This window comes from Corynebacterium sp. LaCa_205 (assembly GCF_057458085.1).
The window spans coordinates 44099-64680 of sequence record NZ_CP190931.1; the positions used below are offsets into that span (position 1 = coordinate 44099).

General features: G+C 56.5%; 23 protein-coding genes and 1 pseudogene. 14 read left to right on the forward strand and 10 right to left on the reverse strand.

The features are described 5' to 3' along the window. Positions 1-529: 529 nt before the first annotated feature. The gene (locus ACP8J1_RS00240) at positions 530-829 is read right to left on the reverse strand and encodes a hypothetical protein (RefSeq protein WP_023020233.1); all 300 of its coding nucleotides are present in this window, start codon (positions 827-829) and stop codon (positions 530-532) included. 109 nt (positions 830-938) lie between these two features. On the opposite strand from ACP8J1_RS00240, the pseudogene ACP8J1_RS00245 reads away from it, so the two are divergent. From ACP8J1_RS00245 to ACP8J1_RS00260, 4 genes and pseudogenes are all read left to right on the forward strand, one after another. Then, positions 939-1649, forward strand: a pseudogene (locus ACP8J1_RS00245) (IS6 family transposase). A 584-nt stretch (positions 1650-2233) separates the two neighbouring features. Further along, a complete protein-coding gene (locus ACP8J1_RS00250) occupies positions 2234-3118 on the forward strand; it encodes an ABC transporter ATP-binding protein (RefSeq protein WP_023020263.1) in 885 nt (294 codons plus the stop codon). Beyond that, the gene (locus ACP8J1_RS00255) at positions 3115-3849 is read left to right on the forward strand and encodes an ABC transporter permease (protein ID WP_023020264.1); all 735 of its coding nucleotides are present in this window, start codon (positions 3115-3117) and stop codon (positions 3847-3849) included. Before ACP8J1_RS00250 ends, ACP8J1_RS00255 begins: the two co-directional genes overlap by 4 nt. 82 nt (positions 3850-3931) lie before the next feature. After that, positions 3932-4399, forward strand: coding sequence for a hypothetical protein (locus ACP8J1_RS00260; protein ID WP_034660245.1), 468 nt, complete (start codon positions 3932-3934; stop codon positions 4397-4399). A gap of 363 nt (positions 4400-4762) precedes the next feature. On the opposite strand, the gene ACP8J1_RS00265 is transcribed toward ACP8J1_RS00260, so the two are convergent. The 6 genes from ACP8J1_RS00265 to ACP8J1_RS00290 all read right to left on the reverse strand — a co-directional run bounded on the left by ACP8J1_RS00265 (position 4763) and on the right by ACP8J1_RS00290 (position 8857). Beyond that, on the reverse strand, positions 4763-5125 hold the full coding sequence (locus tag ACP8J1_RS00265) for a DoxX family protein (RefSeq protein ID WP_023020266.1): 363 nt from the start codon (positions 5123-5125) through the stop codon (positions 4763-4765). Beyond that, positions 5122-5706, reverse strand: a complete 585-nt coding sequence (locus ACP8J1_RS00270; RefSeq protein ID WP_034656120.1) for a TetR/AcrR family transcriptional regulator — start codon at positions 5704-5706, stop codon at positions 5122-5124. The genes ACP8J1_RS00265 and ACP8J1_RS00270 overlap by 4 nt, the downstream gene beginning before the upstream one ends. Positions 5707-5726: 20 nt before the next feature. After that, complete coding sequence (locus ACP8J1_RS00275; protein WP_023020268.1) at positions 5727-6305, reverse strand: LURP-one-related/scramblase family protein; 579 nt, start codon at positions 6303-6305, stop codon at positions 5727-5729. A gap of 28 nt (positions 6306-6333) precedes the next feature. Beyond that, a complete protein-coding gene (locus ACP8J1_RS00280) occupies positions 6334-7530 on the reverse strand; it encodes an HNH endonuclease signature motif containing protein (RefSeq protein ID WP_023020269.1) in 1197 nt (398 codons plus the stop codon). 98 nt (positions 7531-7628) lie between these two features. Beyond that, a complete protein-coding gene (locus tag ACP8J1_RS00285) occupies positions 7629-8426 on the reverse strand; it encodes a PrsW family intramembrane metalloprotease (protein WP_023020270.1) in 798 nt (265 codons plus the stop codon). Further along, on the reverse strand, positions 8423-8857 hold the full coding sequence (locus tag ACP8J1_RS00290) for a hypothetical protein (RefSeq protein WP_023020271.1): 435 nt from the start codon (positions 8855-8857) through the stop codon (positions 8423-8425). The genes ACP8J1_RS00285 and ACP8J1_RS00290 overlap by 4 nt, the downstream gene beginning before the upstream one ends. Positions 8858-8975: 118 nt before the next feature. Between ACP8J1_RS00290 and ACP8J1_RS00295 the strand changes: the two genes are divergently transcribed. The 3 genes from ACP8J1_RS00295 to ACP8J1_RS00305 are packed head-to-tail and all read left to right on the forward strand — an operon-like array spanning position 8976 to position 10460. Next, positions 8976-9338, forward strand: coding sequence for a hypothetical protein (locus ACP8J1_RS00295; RefSeq protein WP_023020272.1), 363 nt, complete (start codon positions 8976-8978; stop codon positions 9336-9338). Beyond that, a complete protein-coding gene (locus ACP8J1_RS00300) occupies positions 9338-10177 on the forward strand; it encodes a hypothetical protein (protein WP_023020273.1) in 840 nt (279 codons plus the stop codon). The genes ACP8J1_RS00295 and ACP8J1_RS00300 overlap by 1 nt, the downstream gene beginning before the upstream one ends. After that, positions 10155-10460, forward strand: a complete 306-nt coding sequence (locus ACP8J1_RS00305; protein ID WP_034656124.1) for a CHY zinc finger protein — start codon at positions 10155-10157, stop codon at positions 10458-10460. The genes ACP8J1_RS00300 and ACP8J1_RS00305 overlap by 23 nt, the downstream gene beginning before the upstream one ends. Here ACP8J1_RS00305 and ACP8J1_RS00310 read toward each other — a convergent pair. Further along, positions 10457-11017, reverse strand: coding sequence for a hypothetical protein (locus tag ACP8J1_RS00310; protein WP_369707466.1), 561 nt, complete (start codon positions 11015-11017; stop codon positions 10457-10459). The genes ACP8J1_RS00305 and ACP8J1_RS00310 overlap by 4 nt on opposite strands. Positions 11018-11039: 22 nt before the next feature. After that, positions 11040-12350 (reverse strand): M20/M25/M40 family metallo-hydrolase, encoded by a 1311-nt coding sequence (locus ACP8J1_RS00315; protein WP_486696793.1) that lies wholly within the window; start codon positions 12348-12350, stop codon positions 11040-11042. A 77-nt stretch (positions 12351-12427) separates the two neighbouring features. On the opposite strand from ACP8J1_RS00315, the gene bioB reads away from it, so the two are divergent. From bioB to ACP8J1_RS00330, 3 genes are read left to right on the forward strand one after another with little or no spacing between them, the layout of a single operon-like run. After that, positions 12428-13408, forward strand: coding sequence for a biotin synthase BioB (bioB, locus tag ACP8J1_RS00320; RefSeq protein WP_034655643.1), 981 nt, complete (start codon positions 12428-12430; stop codon positions 13406-13408). Then, the gene (bsaP, locus tag ACP8J1_RS00325) at positions 13408-13680 is read left to right on the forward strand and encodes a biotin synthase auxiliary protein BsaP (RefSeq protein ID WP_023020278.1); all 273 of its coding nucleotides are present in this window, start codon (positions 13408-13410) and stop codon (positions 13678-13680) included. The genes bioB and bsaP overlap by 1 nt, the downstream gene beginning before the upstream one ends. Positions 13681-13690: 10 nt before the next feature. Then, positions 13691-14614, forward strand: a complete 924-nt coding sequence (locus tag ACP8J1_RS00330; RefSeq protein WP_023020279.1) for a Sir2 family NAD-dependent protein deacetylase — start codon at positions 13691-13693, stop codon at positions 14612-14614. On the opposite strand, the gene ACP8J1_RS00335 is transcribed toward ACP8J1_RS00330, so the two are convergent. Continuing rightward, positions 14615-15604 (reverse strand): lipase family alpha/beta hydrolase, encoded by a 990-nt coding sequence (locus tag ACP8J1_RS00335; protein WP_023020280.1) that lies wholly within the window; start codon positions 15602-15604, stop codon positions 14615-14617. It abuts the gene before it with no gap. A 535-nt stretch (positions 15605-16139) separates the two neighbouring features. On the opposite strand from ACP8J1_RS00335, the gene kdpF reads away from it, so the two are divergent. Genes kdpF through ACP8J1_RS00355 form a run of 4 tightly spaced genes read left to right on the forward strand, consistent with a single transcriptional unit; the run spans position 16140 to position 20576 of the window. Continuing rightward, complete coding sequence (gene kdpF, locus ACP8J1_RS00340) at positions 16140-16235, forward strand: K(+)-transporting ATPase subunit F (RefSeq protein ID WP_005328272.1); 96 nt, start codon at positions 16140-16142, stop codon at positions 16233-16235. Further along, positions 16232-17947: a potassium-transporting ATPase subunit KdpA gene (kdpA, locus tag ACP8J1_RS00345; RefSeq protein WP_023020282.1), complete on the forward strand. Its 1716-nt coding sequence runs from the start codon at positions 16232-16234 to the stop codon at positions 17945-17947. Before kdpF ends, kdpA begins: the two co-directional genes overlap by 4 nt. After that, a complete protein-coding gene (kdpB, locus tag ACP8J1_RS00350; protein WP_023020283.1) occupies positions 17944-20007 on the forward strand; it encodes a potassium-transporting ATPase subunit KdpB in 2064 nt (687 codons plus the stop codon). The genes kdpA and kdpB overlap by 4 nt, the downstream gene beginning before the upstream one ends. 17 nt (positions 20008-20024) lie before the next feature. Further along, positions 20025-20576 (forward strand): potassium-transporting ATPase subunit C, encoded by a 552-nt coding sequence (locus ACP8J1_RS00355; protein WP_023020284.1) that lies wholly within the window; start codon positions 20025-20027, stop codon positions 20574-20576. Positions 20577-20582: the final 6 nt, after the last annotated feature.

Below are 20582 nucleotides of genomic sequence, written 5' to 3' on the forward strand. Positions count from 1 at the left end.
TTTATTATCTGTACCACCCCTTAAATCAGGTGCTTTTTCCACCAAGCATAGTACTTATAGCGCAATGTATTAACGTGCGTCACGCTCAGTACCTTTTCTGTACACTCCGTATGTGGCTTGAACCCCACGGCTTTAAAGTCTGAACTTTTACGCTTGATGAGGAAACATCGAATGATGGAATATCAACTCGCTCTTTGAATGCAGGTGTATGCACTGGAACATTTGCGAGTCCTCAGGTAGAAGCCGGAGGAATTGTCTCTTATGGATTGCATGTCCGGTGTACTGGAACTGGGTCTCTTCCTTTAAGTGCACAGATCAGGCTTCAAGAAGAACATCTCGGAGCTGTTTATGAGACCGTAGATGAAACCTCTAGGAATCTTACTGAGGGTGGCTATGGATTTGTTCGTGGAGAAGTAATCTGTGGCCCAACTACTTCAGGGCATGATTATCGAATTGATGGAGAGATTTTTGCAGGAAAGCATCATGACTTTGGTGTCTCCAAAGAAGTCCATCTTCCATGCAATGTGAACTAATTACTCTGCATAAGCCAGGCTTTTAGTTCCTCCTCTGCGCGCTCACAACCACCTGGGTAGTTTTCGTTCAGCTCTTCAGCCACGGAGTGAAAGATTTTCTTAGCGATAGCCTCAGCATGGTCAGGTTGAAGCTGCCCTCTTAAATCATTTAAGGGGGCAGAGAGAGTGGCATAAGGACTGGGGCGTAAATAATAAGACCGCATGTCAGCGGCATATATTCGAGGAGTTGTCCCCAAAAACTGAGATTCAAGGACGACGTTTCCGAACACTAATGACGATAGGTTTTTCTCTTCCATAGTCGGCAGTTTACGGAAAATAAGGTGTGTTAACTGCCGACTTATTCAACTATGGGGTGTTGTTGCAAAGTTGGGGCAGTAGGAACGGCGACGTGAAATAGTCACAGCCATGGGTATCTTCTCCGGTTGTCATTTCCCCGTGACATCATTCTATGGGCAGTGCGGTGGTACTGCCGCTACGGGGTGAGCTACCGCGCTCTGGAGGAAATGATGACTTCAGCGGGGCGTGCCGGTCGATCACACCAGGATCTACCGCTGGGTCCAGAAATACGCCCCTGAGCTGGACAAGCAAACACGGTGGTACCGGCAGGTACCTGACTGGCAAGCTAGTTCTTGGCGGGTGGATGAGACCTATATCCGGGTCGGCGGCAGGTGGTGCTGCCTCTATCGGGCGATCACCGCCGGTGGCCAGACCTTGGACTTTTACCTCTCTTCGAAGCGGAACGTGGCCGCAGCGAAGCGTTTCCTTGCCAAGGCCGTCAGATCCAATGCGTCAGCCGGGTATCTCAGAGTGATCAACGCCGATAAAGCACCCTCCCTTGCCAGGGCAATCGCCGAGTTGAAGTCAGAGGGAATCTGCCCGCCCACAGTGGAACACCGGTAGGTGAAATACCTCAACAACATCCTGGAAGGCGACCATGGTCGGCTGAAGCGGATCCTCGGGCCGAAAGGCGCGTTTAAGAACCGGACATCTGTATATCGGACGTTGAAAGGGATGGAGGCGATGCACTCATTGTGGAAAGGGCAAGGCGCGATGTTTGCCAACAGGCAACCGAACCCGGACGCGGTGATCGTCAACCGGGTCTTCGAGACGGCCTAACAACGCCCACATGCAGCGGCCATCAGGGAATGAGAAACTGAGTCTTCGCTGCTCTCCGCCCAACTTTGCAACAACACCTGTTCGGAAAAGCTAATCCAGCTGCACGGGGGCGTGTTGAAATGCTTCCGCCGGCTGGAATGATGGTGGGTGCTATTTTGGCTGGGCTGTTACTGGAGTATTCCGGTTTCTTATCGGTGACAGTTACTTTTATCCTCGTGTCAGTCGTAGCAGTACTTACGCTCTTTGCCCTGGGTAAGAACTCCATTGCGATAGGCGTTAAACAGCGGTGAGCGATTATATATTCGACCTTGATGGGACTATTTAATCAGGTGAGTACGCTTATTTGTCGATGGTAAATATGGCAAGCAGCAAAGTTACTCCCGACGTGTCTACTTTCCGAGGGTCAGGCCCACAGTTTACATTGGTGTCCAAACCGTAATGCTGTTTATGACCATGATCAGCAAAGCGTTGAGAATGCTACTATCGCAATCATTCTCGGATGATGACATTGCACATCTCGACTGCTTTAACGTCGTCCGCCGTAAGTCTAGGCAGCTTCGTCGTCAACTAAAGGACAGTGGGTCATGTCAGAACTTGTACGACTAGAGCGTCTCTGTAAGTCCTATCCTAATCGAGAAAAGCCCGCAGTCGACAACGTTTCGCTAAGTATCGACAGGGGTAGTGTCTACGGTTTAATTGGGCGCAACGGTTCAGGAAAGAGCAGCTTAGCTCGTATCCTCACCGGCGTACTACGCCCTACTTCCGGCCATATCTGGATAAATAAAGTAAGAGATGCGTCCGTGACCACTCACTGGCAGAGGTCAAATGTCGCATATTTGTCGCAATCTCCGCTAGCCCTAAACACCATGACTGTAGAGGAATCAATGGATTTCTTTGGTCAGCTGTACGGGACGAAGTCATCAAACAAACAGCAGAAACGTCTCCTAGAAAAGCTAGGCATTCTTCGATTCCACAATCGAGAAGTGAGATCGCTATCTGGTGGACAAAGTAAACTTGTCCAACTTGCAATCGCTATCTCCTCAAACCGCCCTTTCGTCATTCTGGATGAGCCCACGAATGAGCTGGATGCGTTAAATCGCCGTCTAGTATGGGACGAAATTGAGGCACTCTCTCATAAGGGAGTTACCGTATTGGTAATCACTCATGCAGTTTCCGAAGTTGAATCCTGCCTAACCCATCTCGGAATTATGGATAAAGGTCGGCTCATCGCCAACGGCACGGTTAACCAAGTCATGCAAAACGTTCAAAATAGACGAACCATTGCGTACCGCACTGAGTCCAATAGTGATAAAAGTTCAGAACCTTGCGAGCAGATAGTAGGTGTCGACGAAGTTCCGAGAATTGTCTCGAAACTATGTGACGAAGGAGCCGGCGATATTACTATTAGCTCACCCAATCTCGAGGATGTTTTTGTCAACCTAATCGCATCCCAAACGAATGAAGCATGAGTAACACCTTTACGTTTACACGCATACAGCTGACTAATTGGCGCTGGTCTTGGCCGTCCATGCTGCTTACTGGGATTGTCGTTCCTGTTCTAATGTCCTTAGGGCTTGGTGTGTACGCACAAAATTTAGGTGGGGCCGCCGTTGAGTACGCTGTTATTGGTGGTCTATCTTTTTCTTTGCTATTCGAGTTGCAGGGTAAAATTGCCACCAATATTTCCTTTATGAAGGCGAATGGAGCTCTAGATCAACTAGCTGCTACTGGGGCAAAGCGCCTCCAGTTTGTTGTGGGGAGCTTTATCGCCTTTAGTCTCTTAGCTACTCCTTCACTGCTCATAACTCCAGTTGCGGTAGTTAAGATTCTCGGGCTTTCTTTATCTCCTTCTTTCACTATCATTCCAGCCCTATTTTTTGCTGGTTGTGCTTTTCTTTCTGCCGGAATGATAATTGGAGCATTATGTTCCAGCCTTGAGCAGGCATCTTCCATCTCATTGTTATTGGCTATTACGCTGCTAAGTCTCGGCCCGGTTGCCGTTCCTGAAGACTTGTTGCCTTCGTGGCTTCAGATAGTGGGAGAAGCCAACCCGGCTGTCCACATAAGTGAAGCCATTAGATACGGCCTCTTTGGCGGCGATGGAATCCCCTGGGGATCCATAGCATATTTAGTAGGTGTCACTGCCATCTTGCTTATTGGTGCTGTGGTTTCTCTACCCTGGCGGCATAAACGGGAATAAAAGTTTTTCCACACACAAATAATTTGACACGCTCCGATAAAACTTACACTGCGACTGTTAAAACTAAACCGTTTAGAGAAGTATGCAAGGCTTAATAGGTAGAATTTCAGATAGCAGCAACCAGGCTAAAATTTTTGTGCTCTTTGCGCGTACGGAAGCTACGTCTGACGAAGAATTTGTCGGAATAGCTTTAACCAGAGAGCAGGAGCGTGCCATGGGCGAGCATGTTGATTCTCCAGGTATAACCTGTTGGACTGAAGAAGTTCCCCTTGACGGCTGGGACGGAAAACTAGACAAGTCTCGTTTCCCGAGACTTGTCTATCTCGTTTTTAGGGAGGGGTATGCGCAACATTCCTCCGTGCGTTTCCAAGAAATGAGCCCAGATATATTGGCTGCATTTACCACGCGTGAAGCAGCTCAAACTGAGGTCGTTTCTCGGCAGAAAAAGGAGCCTTCATTCTTACCGAGTGAGTATCATATATGGGAAGTCGAGTTCGGATTTTTGACCGAAAACTTCCGTGGCCAAGGTCCAGAAATCCCCATGTACTGAGCAATCCGTTGTGTATCCCTTAGATTATGCCGCAAAGAATACGCAAATATCTCTACCACGGTGAAAAAGCGGAATGGGCTTTATCATGGACGGTTTTCGTACGAGTGTGTTTGACGGTGCGTAGAGCTTAGTCCAAGAATGCAGTGATGCACGGTTGATTCTAAACAATGCTGACACTGAGCTCAGCGAGCTCTCCTTATTGTTCTTGTAGAGTGCTACGGCATCGCGTTTGAACTGTTCGGAGTACCTAGACATGGTGGTAGATTACCTTTGTACCCAACCTAACCGGACTGGGCATCAGGTGTCCACCTAATAGGGGTTAGATCTGAAAGTGCCTACGGGAATGTAGAACTCCTTTCTGCATTATGCGGCGAGCGTTACAATTAGCGCCGCGATGGAAAGGATAAGCATGCCCAAACAGTTAGCCCAGAATTCGGTGCCGGTGAATTTGGCTTTCAGGTGAGCGAAGGCTGCAGCAAAGAAATATGTGACGATGCCTGCTAGTGCCGCAACTCTGACTCCGGGGTAGGCAAGTCCGACTATCAGCCCGGAAATCGCGACGCATTTGATATAGATGAGAGCCCACCACCATTGGCGTGGGAATTTTACGCCGGTGAGGCATTTTTCAATGAACTCAACGGGACGAATTGACAGTATGACGTCGCCTGAAAGAATGACGGCAAGGAGAATGGAAGGCCAGATAGGGGCTGTTTCGTCGAAAATCATAGTTGGACTCCAAATACGCTTTCTAGGCGATTGATGATTGTGCGTGCTTGGTCTTTTAGTTCTTGCGACGAATAAAGTCCGGCGGCCCAGCCGATTAGCAAACCTAGATAGGCGTGATACAAGACTCCTGCAAGATCGCGAGACTCATCCTCGGTCAATCTTGATGCCGCGAGACGTCGAAGGATTTCTTCCGTGAGAAGATGTTCCAAGCGTCTGAGCTCTTGCCCTTGATTGCCAAGTTCAATGAGAGCAGATGCGTAAGCGCGGGATAGTTCGCTGTGTCCTGCAAACATCTCCAAAAATGGATTGATGACCGAAATGAGATCTCCAGGTGGTTGAGTCCTGAGTCCGTCATGAATCTTTGCAATTTTGTGGCTGATGCTTTGAACCAGCAGTGCGCGCTTTTCGCCGACAGACATGACTGTGCCAACGCTGACACCAGCCTTTTTCGCAATTTCTCTAATGCTGGTATCGGCATATCCCGTAGTTTCGAAAAGTTCGCCTGCAGCGGTTAACACCTTTAGGCGCGTTGTGTTCTTCGAGCGCGCACGTGAGTTTTTATGAACAGGTTCAGTGAACATGTTCATATCGTAGCAGACATCTACTCTCTGTTCTTTTCCTTCGTCCGCAGCATATCCATGCTCATCACGGCGCCGATGATGGCAGCATGTTGTTGCTCGTTGAGACCTGGGGTGATGGCTAGGCAGTAGGTATTTTTACCCATGAAGTAGTTGCCTACGCCGGTCCACTCGTTGGTGACGTTGGCAAGCTGGCGGCCGTGGGAGGTGATGGAGAGGTTCCAATCCCAGAAATCGCCGCGAATTTCGACGTCAGGAAAGCCCTTCATGGTCAGCTCCAGCTTTGTTTTGAGCATGGAGAAACGCTTGGTAATGACGGCCATGGGCTGTTCGATTCCCGGCAAGTGCACCTCATAGGTATCCCGCAGAAAATTCGGCGGGTCCGAAATCGTCATGACCGTCTGTAGGGGGTTGCCTTCAGCATCCGTGAGTGCGACCTCCAAGCTGCGAGAGGATTTAAACACCATATCTTTAAGACTGGTGGATTGCAGGATCGTGCCCACAGGGGTGCCGTCGATATCGGTGATCATGAACTGATCATTGAGGAAGGACTTGGTCTGGGTAATTACGAGCTCATCCAGTGTGAATAAATTTTGCGTCATGCCAGCCACTGTAGGGCAGCTGGTGGAATTATTCCTCCTCCCTAGGGGTGGTTTTCTGCTGGCGCATGAGTTCTTGGGCCTCTTCATATGCTCGGGCGCGGTGGGCGGTCATGGTTTGAGCAAAGGTCTGCACCCAATTCTTGTTCTTGGGTGCCAGCGGGCCGGAGGGCTCCGTGGCGGTCCAGGTTCCATCCTCAAAAAGCCAGATGATGTCGCGCGTATGTGGATCCATGACATAGAAAGCACGACCATCGGTCTTCACATTGTGATGGTGCTGGCAGAGGCAGGCCAAGTTAGACGGAGTGGTCGGGCCACCGTCCGCGTGGTTGATGCGGTGGTCCTTCTGGCAGACCGTGGCCGGGCGATTGCAGCCGGGGTAGCGGCAGGTGCCGTCAAATCCTTCTAAGTACGCAGCCATGGCCGCCGGGGTGACGTAGCCCTTGACCTCCTGGTTAGGATCCATCTCTCGGATTTTGGTGTAGGGCAGCGCATTCGAGCGCGCCGGGTCGAGCCAGCCCACGGATTCAATAAACGCCGGGGAATTGGGCACGTCGGTGGCTTTATAGGCGTTGAGGATGATTTCGGGGGCTTGGGTGCGGCCGGTGAGGAGCGCAACGGCGGCGTCGGCAAGCGAGCAATCTAGCTCTAGCGCGGTCTGCCGGATGCACTTATCGACGCTCGCGATAACCGCCGGGTCCGCGCTCAAAGTCACCGCTGAGGTGTTATCGCCCCAGTTCTCCATGGTGTAGCGCGGTTGGGTGGGGCCCTGGGTGACTGCCAACGTGTCATCCGCGAGGTTGATGAGTTCGTTGAGCTTGCGCTTAATCTGCGCCTGCGTACGCATAGTCTGGTTCGGCCGGGTAGGGGTGAGGTAGGCGGTGAGCTGCTCATCGATCCGCTCCACCACCTTAGGGGTCGGGTTGCCTAAGCGGTTGAGGGACTTATTAATGGCAATAATCCGGTCGAGGTCTAAGTGATAGAGGCGGTGCTGTAGCGCTTGGAGCTTGGGCAGCTCCTCCAAGCGGTGCAGTGCCATGAGGATATGGCCAATCCGGCCTTCATTGACGCCGGTGGTGCGGTAGAGGGAGTTGGTGACTAATTCGAAATCAGAATCGAGTTCTGGGACTTGGTTCACCCAGAACTCGTATTCCGCCTTTCGCATCTCAAAGGCTAAGCGTGTGGTGGGGTCGGTGGTGTTGGTCGTGGAAAAGTAGGGTTCTTCCATGGCGCATCGTACCTAAATTATCGTGTGAACTTGTGTACGATTCACACCTTATAACACCCCTCGGACACGAGCCTTTTCCTTCGCATTTTCGCAGCTCATCAGCTATATTCTGGATCCTTGGTGGGCAGAGTAATTTCGCTTCTTTGTGCCGCATTTTTCCTATCTTGCTTGCGCATGAAACGCAGGCCCCAAATGACCAGTGTCCACGTGATGAGGGCGATAAGGAGAATGGTCACCGGCCAATCACCCGCAATGATGGTCGAGGCATTGAATAGGGTATGCAGGGCGATGGCGGACAGCCAGAATCCGGCCACCTGCCAGTATCCGTGGCGTGCCCCCGCATAGAGCTTGCCGACGCCCCATGCCGCAACCCCCGTATACAGCGCATGGCTAAAGGCGCCAGTGAAGAATCGTCCGATACCGGTAATGATGACGCCCCAGAGGTCGCCGTCCAAGTCATCGATGGCCGCGTTGAGGATGAACGGCACATTTTCCATGGCATCAAAACCAAGGCCTACCGCCATGCCGATCGCGGCGGCTTGGTAGGGATGCTTCACGTTTCCAAAAGCCGCAATAATAATAACGACGCCGAGGAGCTTGATGGTTTCTTCCGGAAGCGGCGAGTAGAAGGCCGCGTATAGGTGGGTGAGCCCCAGCTTGTCCGAGATCCCCACCATCTGATCGTTGAGGCTCACCACCACCGGCTGGGCGAGCGCACCCCATAGGATGCCCTGCCACATCGGCCGCGGCCTAAACCACCAGAATCCCAGTCCAAGCGTCAAGCCAGCGCAGATGAGCGCACCGATGAGCCCCACCTCGGTAAAACGGCGATCAACAAAGAAAAAGCCGGAAACTACCAGGCCGAAAGCGATAGATAGCCAGTACAGATTCTTCATGCCTTTTCTACCTCCTGGGCAAGTTCTTCAGCCCGCGGTCCGTGCAAGGAGAGGAACGTGGTGGGGCCATCGCCCTCAATGCTGATGGCTACGAGGTCGCCATCGCTAAGCGTGCGCTTATCCCCGTCGCGGTCGATGTCTCCTTCCGGCATGGCCGTACCTTCCCTCATTGCCCGGAGGTACCGGCGGGTGGCTTGGTCTTTGTCCTGTACGCCGACTTCTTTAGCGCGGATCTGGGTGCCGTCACAGTCCCAGCGCGGCTCGGCAGTGGTGGAGCCATCTTCTTCCGTGCAGGATAATCCGGGGATGCGCGCCTGGCCGGCCTGCACCTCAGAGGTGGGGTTGTCGTATATATCTGGCAGGAGTGCATTGGTGCCGTAGATGGCACCAAAAATCACGCCTGCCGCGAGGATGAGTGGTGTGCTTTTCATGTACTCAACGCTAAGTATGCCCTGCTCATCGCGGTATCCTCCGCGGGGAGGATTAAGCCGGACGTAGGGAGGATTTCTCCTCCATAAGTTCTGCCAAGCCCTGTGATAGGTTGGGTGAGTGTTTGAGGAGCTAGAAGAAGCGGAAACGAAAGACGAGCCCAGCCGCGCCTGGTGGCAATGGTGGGCACCCATCGCCATGGTCACGGTTTTCATCGTTGTTCCGCCCGCCGTCTACCACCTTGTTTCCGGCCTTATCCTGCTCATCCTCATGGCCGTGCTGACGGTGATCATTGCTCTTGTCGACGGCGCCACTTTCCGCGCCTCTTGGACCATCTTCTGTGTGGCTGGGCTGGCCTATTTTGCCGCCATGTCCCTGTATTTCAATGAGGGAACGTGGATTTACCTCCCAGTGTTTGTTTTCTTGGCATGGGCTGCGAGCAAGCTAGGTGCCGTGGTGGGCTCCAAGGCAGGGAAGAGCTAATGGAGACCTGGCGCCTAGAGCACCCCGAGGTGGGCACTATCGAGGTGCAGCGCGGATACGATGCCGAGTTCGCTGAGCTAGGTGAGTGGCCGAAGAAGGCGAAGGACTATACCCCGGTTCCAGGCGATGCCTCCCTCCCCGAACGGCTCCGGTTGTGGCGGAAGAATCCCAGCCCGCGCCTGCAGATTGTGGTCAACGGTCAGGTACGCAGCCGCCACGATCGGCCTCGTGCGGGCCGGTATTCGCTTAAAAAGAAGATAGAAAAAGACCTCACCCTTTTTGAGAACTCCGCCTCGCGCAGCAAACCTTATCTGGATATCCAAGCCTCTCCCTTTGGCGAGCTTTTAGACGTCTATTACCGCAATGGTGAGGAGGCAGTTGCCCTCGATCCACCGGCCCGCTCACTAGGAGAAAAGCGCCGCAAGGCCATGGAGGAAAGCTCCTTTAAGCGGGTGTTGTATCCGCTCCTGGGCGGCTTGGGAAAGTCCGGCTGGGCCATAGGCGTGATCGTGCTTGGTCCGATCATTAGCCGCATCTTGTCTCGGTTATTGCCGGATTGGGAGCTGCCAGATATCGACCTGCCGGATATCGCGCTCCCAGTGCCGGAGTTGCCGCAGATTGAGCTGCCCGTGCCGAATATTGACTTCAATATTGACATCGATCCGCCCGATTGGCTCGTATTCTTGATGGATTACAGCAAGGTGTGGGTGCCGATCATCATTGCCATTGTGGTGGGTATTCAGGCAGTGCGCAATGCCAAGAAGTCTGAAGAAAAGAAGCAGCAGTGGCAGCAGGGTGGCGCGTATGCTGACGGCCATGAAGATTCACGGCGCGATTGATGCGGAAGGCCGGTGCAGGCATTGGCATTCCCCGCTGGACGTGGTGGCAAATAAGTGCGCCACCTGCGGGGAGTATTTTGCTTGCGCGCTGTGCCACGCCGAGCTCACTGACCATGAGTTTGGGCCCATGCTTGCCGACGCCCCCTCAGTCCTCTGCGGCGCCTGCCGCACCGAGATGAACTACCACGCTTATTCCGCCGTGCCTGCCTGTCCCCACTGCGGGCATAAATTTAATCCCGGCTGCAGCGCGCATGCCGGGATCTATTTTCAGCTAGACCGCTAGAAAGAAGACAGTTGCTGTAGCTGCTGGATTTGCGGAATCTGCGGCAGCTGGAATTGGGATACAGCGTTTTGGGCAATCTTGGCCGCATCCGGGATGCGGAAGGTCTGGCCCAAGAACGGGACGTCGACAGTCGGCTGGCCAGGGATGGTGCCCAGCTCGATGACCTTGGTGTTCTTGGCTGGCGCTGGGGACGGAGCCGGAGCCGGCTTTGGTGCGGGAGCATTGCCGCGCTGGCCGCCAGTGTTGACCGGCTTGCCCTGGCCAGTAGTGCCGTTTAGGCCGCAGCGGGCAATAGCCTCGTCCATGCGGCCGATGGCGTCGCGAACCTCGTTGCCGCGTGGGTGCACGGTGGCAACGGCGAGGGCCTGGGACTTCTTCTGGTTGTAGTCAGCGGAGTTGGTCCAGTATTGCTTCGCCTGGGAGCAGGAAATCTGGCCGGCAGGCATCTTGGCTAGGAGGTTGTCAACGGCGTCGGCATGGGCAGCGGCAGGGGCGGCGAGGGTTACGGTCAGGGCGGTAGCTGCAGATAGCAGCGCGGACTTACGTGCAAAGCTCATGCCAGACATCTTGCCACACTTGTTATGCCTGTGACAGGCCAAGGAAGCGATTGACCAGGCTGCGGTAGGCGCGCACGGTGAGCTCGAGGTCCTCCAAGTAGAGATGCTCGTCGTGGCTGTGCAGCTGCGAATTGGCGCTAGCCATATCGCGGCCCTCGGCGTGCATGGCAAGGCCATAGGCGTTGCCACCCCTGCGGCGAGCAAAGCGCAGGTCCGAGCCGCCGGTGGCGTGAACTGGGACGACGTCTTTATCCGGGAAGAATTCCTTGGAGGTGGCCTCAATGGCGCGCCACAGCTCGGTATCGGTGGAGGATTGCGTGGCATCTTCAGTAATGAGGTGTTCGATTTCTACCTCATCGGCCATGTCTCCAAGCGCGCTGCGCAGGAAGTCATCCAGATCCTCCTGGGTCTGGCCGGGGAAGGGGCGCACATCCATTTCCAGGTAGGCATGTGAAGGCAGCACGTTAATGGCGCCGCCGGCGCGCAGGACGGTCTCGGCGATGGTGGTATGGCTAAAGGCATGCGCGTAGGCGTCGAGGTTGCCGAACTTGGAGTAGTCACCGGTGCCGTCGATAAGCTCCTGCTCCGTCTGGGGGTCAAACTTGAAGGTGCGCACAAAGCCCTCCCAGATCTCATTGGAGGCTGTGGGCGGCTCAGCGGCGGCGATGCGGCGAGCCACCTCACCGATCTTTACGATGGCAAAGTCCTTGCCATAAGGGGTAGAGCCATGGCCGGCATCGCCATGGACGTGCAGGCGGCGCTGGCCGGCGCCCTTTTCGCCTACGTTGAAACCCACCGCGCCGGGCAGGTGGCTGCCGCCGGTTTCAGATAAGCAGTTCTTCCACGAAAAGGCATCGGGGTGGTTTTCGGACATAAAGCGCACGCCGAGACCGCCGCGGGCCTCTTCATCGGCCATGCCGACGAAGGCAAGGGTGCCGCCCGTATTGCCGGTGCGGGCGACCTCGCGCGTGACGGCGGCCATGGTGGCGGTAATAAATAGCATGTCTACGGAACCGCGGCCGTAGAGCTTGCCGTCCTCGATGAGCGCCTCGAAGGGAGGCTTGGTCCATTTAGGTTCGTCGACGGGGACGACGTCTGTATGCCCCATGAGGGTGAGCGGTTCTTTGTCCGGATCGCCGGGGACGGTCACGACGATGGAAACGCGGCCTGGGTGGGACTCGAAGCGCTCAATCTGCACGTCTTCGCCCGCGAAGAATTTTTCTAAACTATCCGCATTGCGTACCTCGTGACCGGAGTCCGGCGTGAGGTCGTTTACGCAGGCATTGCGGATAAGTTCTTGGAGGAGGGAGAGGGTGTCATCATAAAGCGTCATGCTATCGAGCCTAACGCTGGGAAAAATTTTATGTGATTTTAACCAAAGCTGAACGCTGTTCAAGTATGGTTCACACTATGAGCATTATTGACATCGCCCGCGAAAAAGCACTGGAGCAAGGCAAAGGCCTCAACCAGGAAGAACTGCTGCAAGTACTACAGGTTCCGGATTCCCAATTGGAGGAAATCGCCGATATCGCCCACCAGACCCGCCTGAAGTGGTGTGGTCCAGACGTATCGGTGGAAGGCATTATCTCCATTAAAACTGGCGGCTGCCCAGAAGATTGCCACTTCTGTTCTCAGTCCGGCCTCTTCGAGTCCCCAGTGCGCGCCGTGCGCCTCAACATCCCGGAGTTGGTGGAGGCAGCGCAGAAGACCGCCAAGACCGGTGCTACTGAGTTCTGCATCGTCGCTGCGGTGAAGTCCCCGGATGATCGCTTGCTGGACCAGGTAGGCGAGGCGATTGCAGCGATTAATGACGCCGTCGATATCGAGATTTCCTGCTCCCTGGGCACCCTGACCCGCGAGCAGGCGCAGCGCCTAAAGGACATGGGCGCGCAGCGTTATAACCACAACCTGGAGACGTCCCGTTCCTTCTTCCCCAATGTGGTCACCACCCACACCTGGGAGGAACGCAAGCAGACCCTTGACTATGTGCGCGAGGTAGGCATGGAGGTCTGCTGCGGCGGCATCATCGGCATGGGCGAGTCCTTGGAACAGCGCGCCGAGTTCGCCGCGCAGCTGGCAGAAATTGATCCCTGCGAGGTGCCGATGAACTTCCTGGATCCGCGCCCGGGCACCCCCTTTGCGGATCGCCCGCTGGTTCCGCTGGGTGAAGGCCTGCGCGCCGTGGCGGCATTCCGCTTGGCTATGCCGTCTACCACCTTGCGCTTTGCTGGTGGCCGCGAGCTTTCGCTTGGCGACGACGGCACGGAGCGCGGCCTCCTCGGCGGCATCAACGCCATCATTGCCGGTAACTACCTGACCACCTTGGGCCAGCAGATTGAAAAGGATGTGGACATGTTGAACCGCATCGATCTGCCGATTAAGGCCCTGTAGTGGCTGGTTTATCCGAGCCGACTTCCGAATTGGCCGCTGCCGTCCTAGCTGGGGACGAGCCGATTTTCCATCCGAATACCGGTAAGCCGATCGAGGAGGTCTTTACGCTGCACCCTGCAGCCGCAGCTGGCCTCGATGTGCCGCGCTATTGCCAAATCTGTGGTCGCCGCATGGTGGCCCAGGTGCGCCCCGATGGCTGGCATACCAAGTGCTCGCGCCACGGGGAGCTGGATTCGGAGTGGCTATACGTAGAGCACTTGCCCGAAAGCTAGCATCGGGAGCATGGATCCAGCCGTCTCCCTTGCTCATCAGTCCGCGCTGCGCTCGATCGCCCGAGTGGTAGAGGAATCGGCGCCGCATACGGAGCCGGGGAGGGCTTTGGGGGACGTCGTCAAGCAGCTGCGTGAGGGCCCAGTGATGGTGCTGACGGGGGCTGGGGTGTCGACGGAGTCGGGCGTGCCGGATTATCGAGGGCCGCGCGGCTCGCTGAGTAGGCACCGGCCGATGACCTATCAGGAATTTCGCCACGACCCGGCCGCGAGCCATAGGTATTGGGCCCGCAGCTTTGTGGGGTGGCGAGTCATGGATTCCGCGGCGCCGAATCGCACGCACTACGCGCTCGTGGAACTGGAGCGCGCCGGGCTGATTAATGGCGTGGTTACCCAGAATGTGGACGGCCTGCATAAACAGGCCGGGACCGCGAACTTGGTGACGCTGCATGGCGATATGGAAACCGTCGTGTGCCTGATGTGCGGATATCGGGAGGCGCGGACGCATTTCGATGCGCGTTTGGCCGCAGCAAATCCGGGGTACTTGGAGCGCCTCGTCGTGGAGGCAGACCAAGTGAATCCGGATGGTGACGTGACCCTGGATGAATCCGACGTGGCGGCGTTTCGCATGGCCGGATGCGAGCGGTGTGGATCGGAATTATTGAAACCAGACGTCGTCTACTTTGGCGAGCCCGTGCCGGCTGAGCGCCGCGATGCCGCCTTTGCCGTGTTAGGCCAGGCCCGCTCGCTGCTGGTGGCTGGGTCCTCTCTTGCGGTGATGAGTGGGTATCGCTTTGTGCTGGAGGCAAAGAAGCAGGGCAAGCGCGTAGCCGTCATCAATGGCGGCCCCGGCCGGGGTGATCAGAAGGTGGATACGCTGTGGCGCACGCAGGTGGGCCCAGCCTTTGACGCGGTCCTTGATGAGCTGGAGCTCTAACTAGCGGGGGATAGTCTCTACTAATTCCAAGATGGTGCGCACGATGGCATGGACGCGCTTATCCATGGGCATATCCTCGTGCATGACCACTGCTCGGCGGTCGAAGTCTTGGACATAAATATTTCGCACGGTGCCCTCTGCGACGCCGCGGGGATCAAGGAAGCAGGTTTCGGGTGGGACCACGACGGCATCAGACCGTGTGGCAATGCAGGTATAGCTCACGCCAGATTCCAAGTCGCCATCGCGATTGGCCTCGCGTAGCGCTTCGCTGCCGACAATTTGGTCCATTCCCGCCGGCCCAAACCAGCCATCGATGACGGAGCGCATTACCGCCTCTTGGCGCGGGGTGCGAATGAGGCGGCTGACGATGCCGCCGTAAGTAGTTCCGTGGTTTGGCGCGCTGATGCACATCAGATGGAGGACATGCTCGGCGCCGCCAATCATGCGCATCCAATAGCGGGCAAGCAGCCCGCCCTGCGAGTGGCCGATGAGGATGACCTTGTCCGCGCCGGTGACTGCGCGCACGACATCAATATAGGCGCCAAGCTCCTTCGCGGATTCCGCGAGGGGCTGGGTAGCGCGGTGCCCATAATCGGGGGCGAAGACGGCCCAGCCGTCCTGGCGCAGTTCATTGCCTAGGAGCTGCCATACGCCTTTGGTATCGCAGGTGCCGTGGATGAGGATGACTGGCCAGGGGCGCTGTGCGGTGGGACGCGCGCTCCAGTCATCTTCAAAGACGCCGCGCGGCTTAATGCGGGCACCAAGGGGAAGGGTAGCGGCGGCATCGGCGTCGAGGGCGGTATCGCCGGGGCTGGTCTTGATCTTCTGGGCTTTGATGAGGTCCGCGATTTCGGCCGCGACTTCCTCGCGCAGTGCCGTGGCTTCGGCAGGGGAGGCGACGCCGCGACGCGGGGAATCGGTCACTTCCTTCTCATTGGCACGCCAGAATTTGCGGAGTTGCTCGGAAATGGTGGATTTCAACTCAGCCATGGTTCCGGATTGTACTCGTTATTGCAGGTTAACTGTGTTTTTATCAGGGGTGAAGAAATTTATGGGCAAACCCTTGACCATCCGACGAAAGGTTTATAAACTTAGGCTTGCCTAATCACGGGCGGTGCTTGCAGGAGGGTGCGCTCCATTCCCTCCTTGGGTACCGAGAGATTAGTCATGGGGAGAAGGCCCGCCGATGTGCTGTCGGCGGGCCTTCGTTGTGGATAAAGGGCGGTTCCCGGCCTGAAGAAAAGGTGGCGCAAAAGGGGTGTAAAGGAAATATAAAAATTGCGAGCGAGAGGCGTAAAGATAGCGCAAAGATTGCCTAGGGCAGCGGGGGTGTGGTCCTAACGTTTGTGCGTAGCAGGTGCTGCCTTGGTACCGGCACCTGGCAGGCATATCTGTCAGGCACAGGAAAGTTTCACTCGCACAAGGGGGTTTCCCACATGTTAGACATCGTGGCAATCCTGATAGCCATCCTGACGGTTGGCTGTCCCTCCGTCCTCAACGAGCTTCTGGACGGTGATGCATAACCATGAACACCATTACAGCGGTCATTGGCCTCGTCATTGTTGTGGCCTTGGTGACCTACCTCATCATTTCCTTAGTTGATCCGGAGCGTTTCGCATGATCGCCGGCATTGGGGCGGTGTTACCGCAGTTCCTCGCCCTCGTCGTCTTGCTCGCGGCGGCATATGTTCCTTTGGGCAACTGGATCGCACGCAGCTACACCTCTGACAAGGACTGGGCGATAGAGCGTGCGGTGTATAAGGTCCTGCGCGTTGACCCAAACCGCGGGCATAACAGCAAGAATTACAGCCGTGCATTGCTTGGTTTCAGCTTGGCATCCGTACTCGTTCTTTACGCGGTGCAGCGCCTACAAACCGTTTTGCCTAGCTTTGGCAATTCCCGCTCCGCAGCGGTGGAACCGTGGATGGCGTTCAATACGGCGGCGTCATTCGTGTCCAATACCAACTGGCAGTCCTATTCGGGCGAAGAAACCCTGAGCAATGGTGCGCAGATGCTTGGCCTGACCGTCCAGAACTTTGCCTCCGCGGCTGTCGGCATGTGTGTGGCGGTTGCGCTCATTCGCGGTATCGGTCACTTGGGATATGGTCGTGACAAGCTGGGCTCTGAGAGCGGACAGCACCTCATCGGAAATTTCTGGGTTGACCTCACCCGCGGTTTGGTGCGCATTCTTTTGCCGCTTTCTCTATTGATTTCCTTCGTCCTCATCTTGGGCGGAACCATGCAAACCTTCGGGTCCAACCTGGTGAGCTCCGCGGGCGTGGATATTCCGCGCGCTCCGGTAGCTAGCCAGGAGGCAATTAAATTGCTGGGAACCAATGGTGGTGGCATCTTCGGCGCCAACTCGGCGCACCCTTTTGAGAACCCCACTGGTTTTACCAACCTCGTGGAAATCTTTTCTTTGCTGGTTATCTCTTTCTGCTTTATCCGTGCCTATGGGGTAATGCTGAAATCGCAAAAACATGCCTGGACCCTGCTTGGCGTCATCGGCGGCATTTGGACCGTTATGGTTGCCTTGGTGGTATGGGCACAGCACACTACCACCGGTGCGGCAGCTCAGGCTGCGGGCGGCAACTTGGAGGGCATCGAACAGCGCCTAGGTATTGACGCTTCCGCACTCTTTGCGGTGTCTACCACGGGCACTTCTACCGGTGCGGTCGATTCGATGCACGATAGCTATTCACCATTGGGTGGCGGCTTGTTGATCCTCAATATGCTCCTGGGCGAAATTGCACCAGGCGGCGTGGGCACGGGTCTCTACGGTCTGCTGATGGTAGCAATCCTCGCCGTATTTATCGGCGGCCTGCTCGTTGGGCGCACACCGGAGTTCATGGGCAATAAGGTCGGCCGCAAGGAAATCTCCGCGGTGAGCCTGTACATCCTCACCATGCCGGTCCTCGTCCTGGTAGGCGTGGGCGCATCGGTGGCTCAGCGCAAGCTGGTGGAGCTTTCGGCGACCAACTACGGCGCGCCTGGAACCCCGGATAACGCGCACGGTCTCTCCGAGGTGCTCTATGCCTTTACCTCGGCCTCGAATAATAACGGCTCGGCCTTCGCCGGCCTGACGGTAACCGAGCCCTGGTGGCAGGTCACGCTCGGAATCGCCATGCTGTTGGGCCGCTTCCTCCCCATCGTTTTCACCCTGTATTTGGCGGGCAGCTTAGCCGGTCAACGCCGGCAGGCCACTACCGCCGGCAGCTTGCCGACGTCCGGTGTGACCTTCGCGCTGCTTACCATCGGCGTCATTGTGTTGGTCGCCGCCCTTACCTTCTTCCCCGTTCTTACCTTGGGTCCCATTTCGGAGGCACTCTCATGACAACACCAACTATGACCACTGAGCGACGCACTCCTCAGCGCTCTGCCACCACAAACAGTGGGTTGGCTGCGGCAGCGTTAAAGTCGTTGCCGCACAAGACGTCCCCACTCGCCCAAGCCCGCAACCCCGTCATGTTCGTGGTGTGGGTAGGTGCCGCGCTGACTACCCTGTGGTCCATCTTTAGCCCCAGCGTTTATGGCTGGGTGGTAACCGTATGGTTGTGGTTTACCATTGCGTTTGCCGCATTTGCTGAGGCATATGCCGAAGGCCGCGGTAAAGCCCAAGCGGATAGCTTGCGCGCCGTGCGTGATGACGCCACCGCTAACCTGGTCACCGATGGCGGCATCGAGGTCATTGCCGCTTCTGAGCTCACCAAGGGCGCTATCGTGCGCGTGGAGGCCGGAGAGACGATCCCGGGCGACGGCGACGTCATTGAAGGCGCGGCAACCGTCGATGAATCTGCCATTACCGGCGAGTCTGCTCCCGTGGTTCGCGAGGCCGGCGGCGATCGCTGTGCTGTAACCGGCGGTACCGTGGTCTTGTCTGATTCCATCTTGGTACGGATCACCTCGGAGCCGGGATCGACCTTCGTCGATACGATGATTGCCTTGGTGGAGGGAGCGGAGCGCCGCAAGACCCCGAATGAGATCGCGCTGAGCATCCTCCTGTCTACCCTGACTATCCTCTTCCTCATTGCGGTTACCGCACTGGCCCCAATGGGGTTGTTTACCGGCGCGGAGCTCTCCCCGCTCTCGCTGGTGGCCCTGTTGGTCTGCCTCATCCCAACCACCATCGCTGCCCTGCTATCCGCGGTGGGAATCGCGGGAATGAACCGCCTCGTGCACCACAATGTTCTGGCTACGTCCGGACGAGCGGTGGAGGCGGCGGGCGACGTAGCGACCCTACTCATGGATAAAACCGGCACCATCACCTATGGCAACCGGCAGGCTACCGGGCTTATCGTTGCGCGCGGCGTCGATGAGCAGGAAGCTGCGGAGATAGCCCGCGTTGCTTCGGTTGCCGATGAGACCCCGGAGGGTCGCTCCATCGTGTTGTGGTTGACCGAAAACTACCACCTTTCTGCCGAAGCAGGAGAGGAAGAAAAGATCGCCGAGGTCATTCCATTTAGCGCTTCTACGCGCATGTCTGGGCTTGACCTCAGAGGCCGAAAGCTGCGTAAAGGTGCCGGTGATGCTGTGCGCCGGTGGGTAACTGAAGCAGGTGGCGACTGGCCACAAGAAATTGAAGACTCCGTGACCCAGATTGCTGAAGGCGGTGGAACCCCGCTGCCCGTTGCTGTGGAAGAATCCGACGGCACCCGCAGGGTTATTGCGGTGGTGCAGCTCAGTGACGTCGTCAAGCCGGGCATGGCGGAGCGCTTCGCCGAACTGCGCCAGATGGGCATCAAAACCATCATGGTGACCGGCGATAACCCGTTGACGGCAGCGGCCATTGCGAAAGAGGCAGGCGTCGATGATTACATCGCGGAGGCCACCCCGGAAGACAAGCTGGCCAGGATCCGCGAGGAACAGGCGCACGGCCGCATGGTCGCTATGACCGGTGACGGTACCAACGATGCGCCGGCGCTGGCGCAGGCGGACGTGGGTGTGGCCATGAATACTGGTACCTCTGCAGCGAAGGAAGCCGCCAATATGGTGGACTTGGATTCTGATCCGACCAAGCTTATCGATGTCGTGCGCATTGGCAAGCAGTTGCTCATCACCCGTGGGGCGCTTACCACCTTCTCTTTGGCTAATGACTTAGCGAAGTACTTCGCCATTTTGCCGGCCCTGTTTTCTACCCAGCTTCCGCACCTCGAGCGCCTCAACGTGATGCACCTGCACTCGCCGCAATCCGCCATTGTGTCTGCAGTCGTATTCAACGCGCTCATCATCGTTGCTCTTATCCCATTGGCGCTCAAGGGCGTGGCCTATAAGCCGGCCTCCGCCTCGTCCCTGCTACGCCGTAACCTGGGCATTTGGGGACTGGGCGGCGTGATCACCCCATTCCTAGGCATCTGGCTCATTGACCAGGTAGTCAACCTGCTTCCAGGTATGTAGAAAAAGAAGGACCAAAAATGCGTGTCTATTTTCGTAACCTCGCCGCTGGATTCGTAGCCGTACTATTGTGCGTTATCGCACTGGGAATGATTTATCCCGCTGCCGTGTGGGGAATCTCCCGCATCAAGCCGGACTCCGCCGAGGGCAACCTCATTTACCAAGGTGATTGCCTAGCTGGCTCGACCCAGCTCCAAGATGGCCAGACCGAAGGCCCGTACTTCTTCCCCCGTTCCGAAGGCATGAGCAATTACGGCGCTAGTAGCTCCGAGCTAGAAAAAGCCGTGCAGCAACGGCGCGGGGACATCGCCAAGCGCGAAGGCGCCGCTCCAGAAGATGTTCCCACCGATGCGGTAACCGGTTCCGGCTCTGGTGTCGACTCTGGCATTAGCCCTGCGTACGCTGAACTACAGGCTCCGCGTGTCGCACGAGAGCAGGGGATGAACACCGAAGAGGTGCGAAGCCTCATCGAGGACAACACGGAGCATGCCAGCCTCGGGTTCCTGGGCGAAGACGCAGTTAACGTCACTACTCTCAACCGAGCGCTGCCCAATCCCCCGTCCTGCTCATAAGATGAG

Coding starts and splice junctions, on each gene's coding strand:
- ACP8J1_RS00280 (WP_023020269.1), bottom strand. CDS start 7,530: ATGGAAGAACCCTACTTTTCCACGACCAACACCACCGACCCCACCACA.
- ACP8J1_RS00335 (WP_023020280.1), bottom strand. CDS start 15,604: ATGGCTGAGTTGAAATCCACCATTTCCGAGCAACTCCGCAAATTCTGG.
- ACP8J1_RS00270 (WP_034656120.1), bottom strand. CDS start 5,706: ATGTTCACTGAACCTGTTCATAAAAACTCACGTGCGCGCTCGAAGAAC.
- ACP8J1_RS00305 (WP_034656124.1), top strand. CDS start 10,155: ATGAAGATTCACGGCGCGATTGATGCGGAAGGCCGGTGCAGGCATTGG.
- ACP8J1_RS00285 (WP_023020270.1), bottom strand. CDS start 8,426: ATGAAGAATCTGTACTGGCTATCTATCGCTTTCGGCCTGGTAGTTTCC.
- ACP8J1_RS00260 (WP_034660245.1), top strand. CDS start 3,932: ATGCAAGGCTTAATAGGTAGAATTTCAGATAGCAGCAACCAGGCTAAA.
- ACP8J1_RS00310 (WP_369707466.1), bottom strand. CDS start 11,017: ATGAGCTTTGCACGTAAGTCCGCGCTGCTATCTGCAGCTACCGCCCTG.
- ACP8J1_RS00290 (WP_023020271.1), bottom strand. CDS start 8,857: ATGAAAAGCACACCACTCATCCTCGCGGCAGGCGTGATTTTTGGTGCC.
- ACP8J1_RS00265 (WP_023020266.1), bottom strand. CDS start 5,125: ATGATTTTCGACGAAACAGCCCCTATCTGGCCTTCCATTCTCCTTGCC.
- ACP8J1_RS00315 (WP_486696793.1), bottom strand. CDS start 12,350: ATGACGCTTTATGATGACACCCTCTCCCTCCTCCAAGAACTTATCCGC.
- ACP8J1_RS00330 (WP_023020279.1), top strand. CDS start 13,691: ATGGATCCAGCCGTCTCCCTTGCTCATCAGTCCGCGCTGCGCTCGATC.
- ACP8J1_RS00250 (WP_023020263.1), top strand. CDS start 2,234: ATGTCAGAACTTGTACGACTAGAGCGTCTCTGTAAGTCCTATCCTAAT.
- kdpB (WP_023020283.1), top strand. CDS start 17,944: ATGACAACACCAACTATGACCACTGAGCGACGCACTCCTCAGCGCTCT.
- kdpA (WP_023020282.1), top strand. CDS start 16,232: ATGATCGCCGGCATTGGGGCGGTGTTACCGCAGTTCCTCGCCCTCGTC.
- kdpF (WP_005328272.1), top strand. CDS start 16,140: ATGAACACCATTACAGCGGTCATTGGCCTCGTCATTGTTGTGGCCTTG.
- ACP8J1_RS00300 (WP_023020273.1), top strand. CDS start 9,338: ATGGAGACCTGGCGCCTAGAGCACCCCGAGGTGGGCACTATCGAGGTG.
- ACP8J1_RS00240 (WP_023020233.1), bottom strand. CDS start 829: ATGGAAGAGAAAAACCTATCGTCATTAGTGTTCGGAAACGTCGTCCTT.
- ACP8J1_RS00255 (WP_023020264.1), top strand. CDS start 3,115: ATGAGTAACACCTTTACGTTTACACGCATACAGCTGACTAATTGGCGC.
- ACP8J1_RS00275 (WP_023020268.1), bottom strand. CDS start 6,305: ATGACGCAAAATTTATTCACACTGGATGAGCTCGTAATTACCCAGACC.
- bioB (WP_034655643.1), top strand. CDS start 12,428: ATGAGCATTATTGACATCGCCCGCGAAAAAGCACTGGAGCAAGGCAAA.
- ACP8J1_RS00355 (WP_023020284.1), top strand. CDS start 20,025: ATGCGTGTCTATTTTCGTAACCTCGCCGCTGGATTCGTAGCCGTACTA.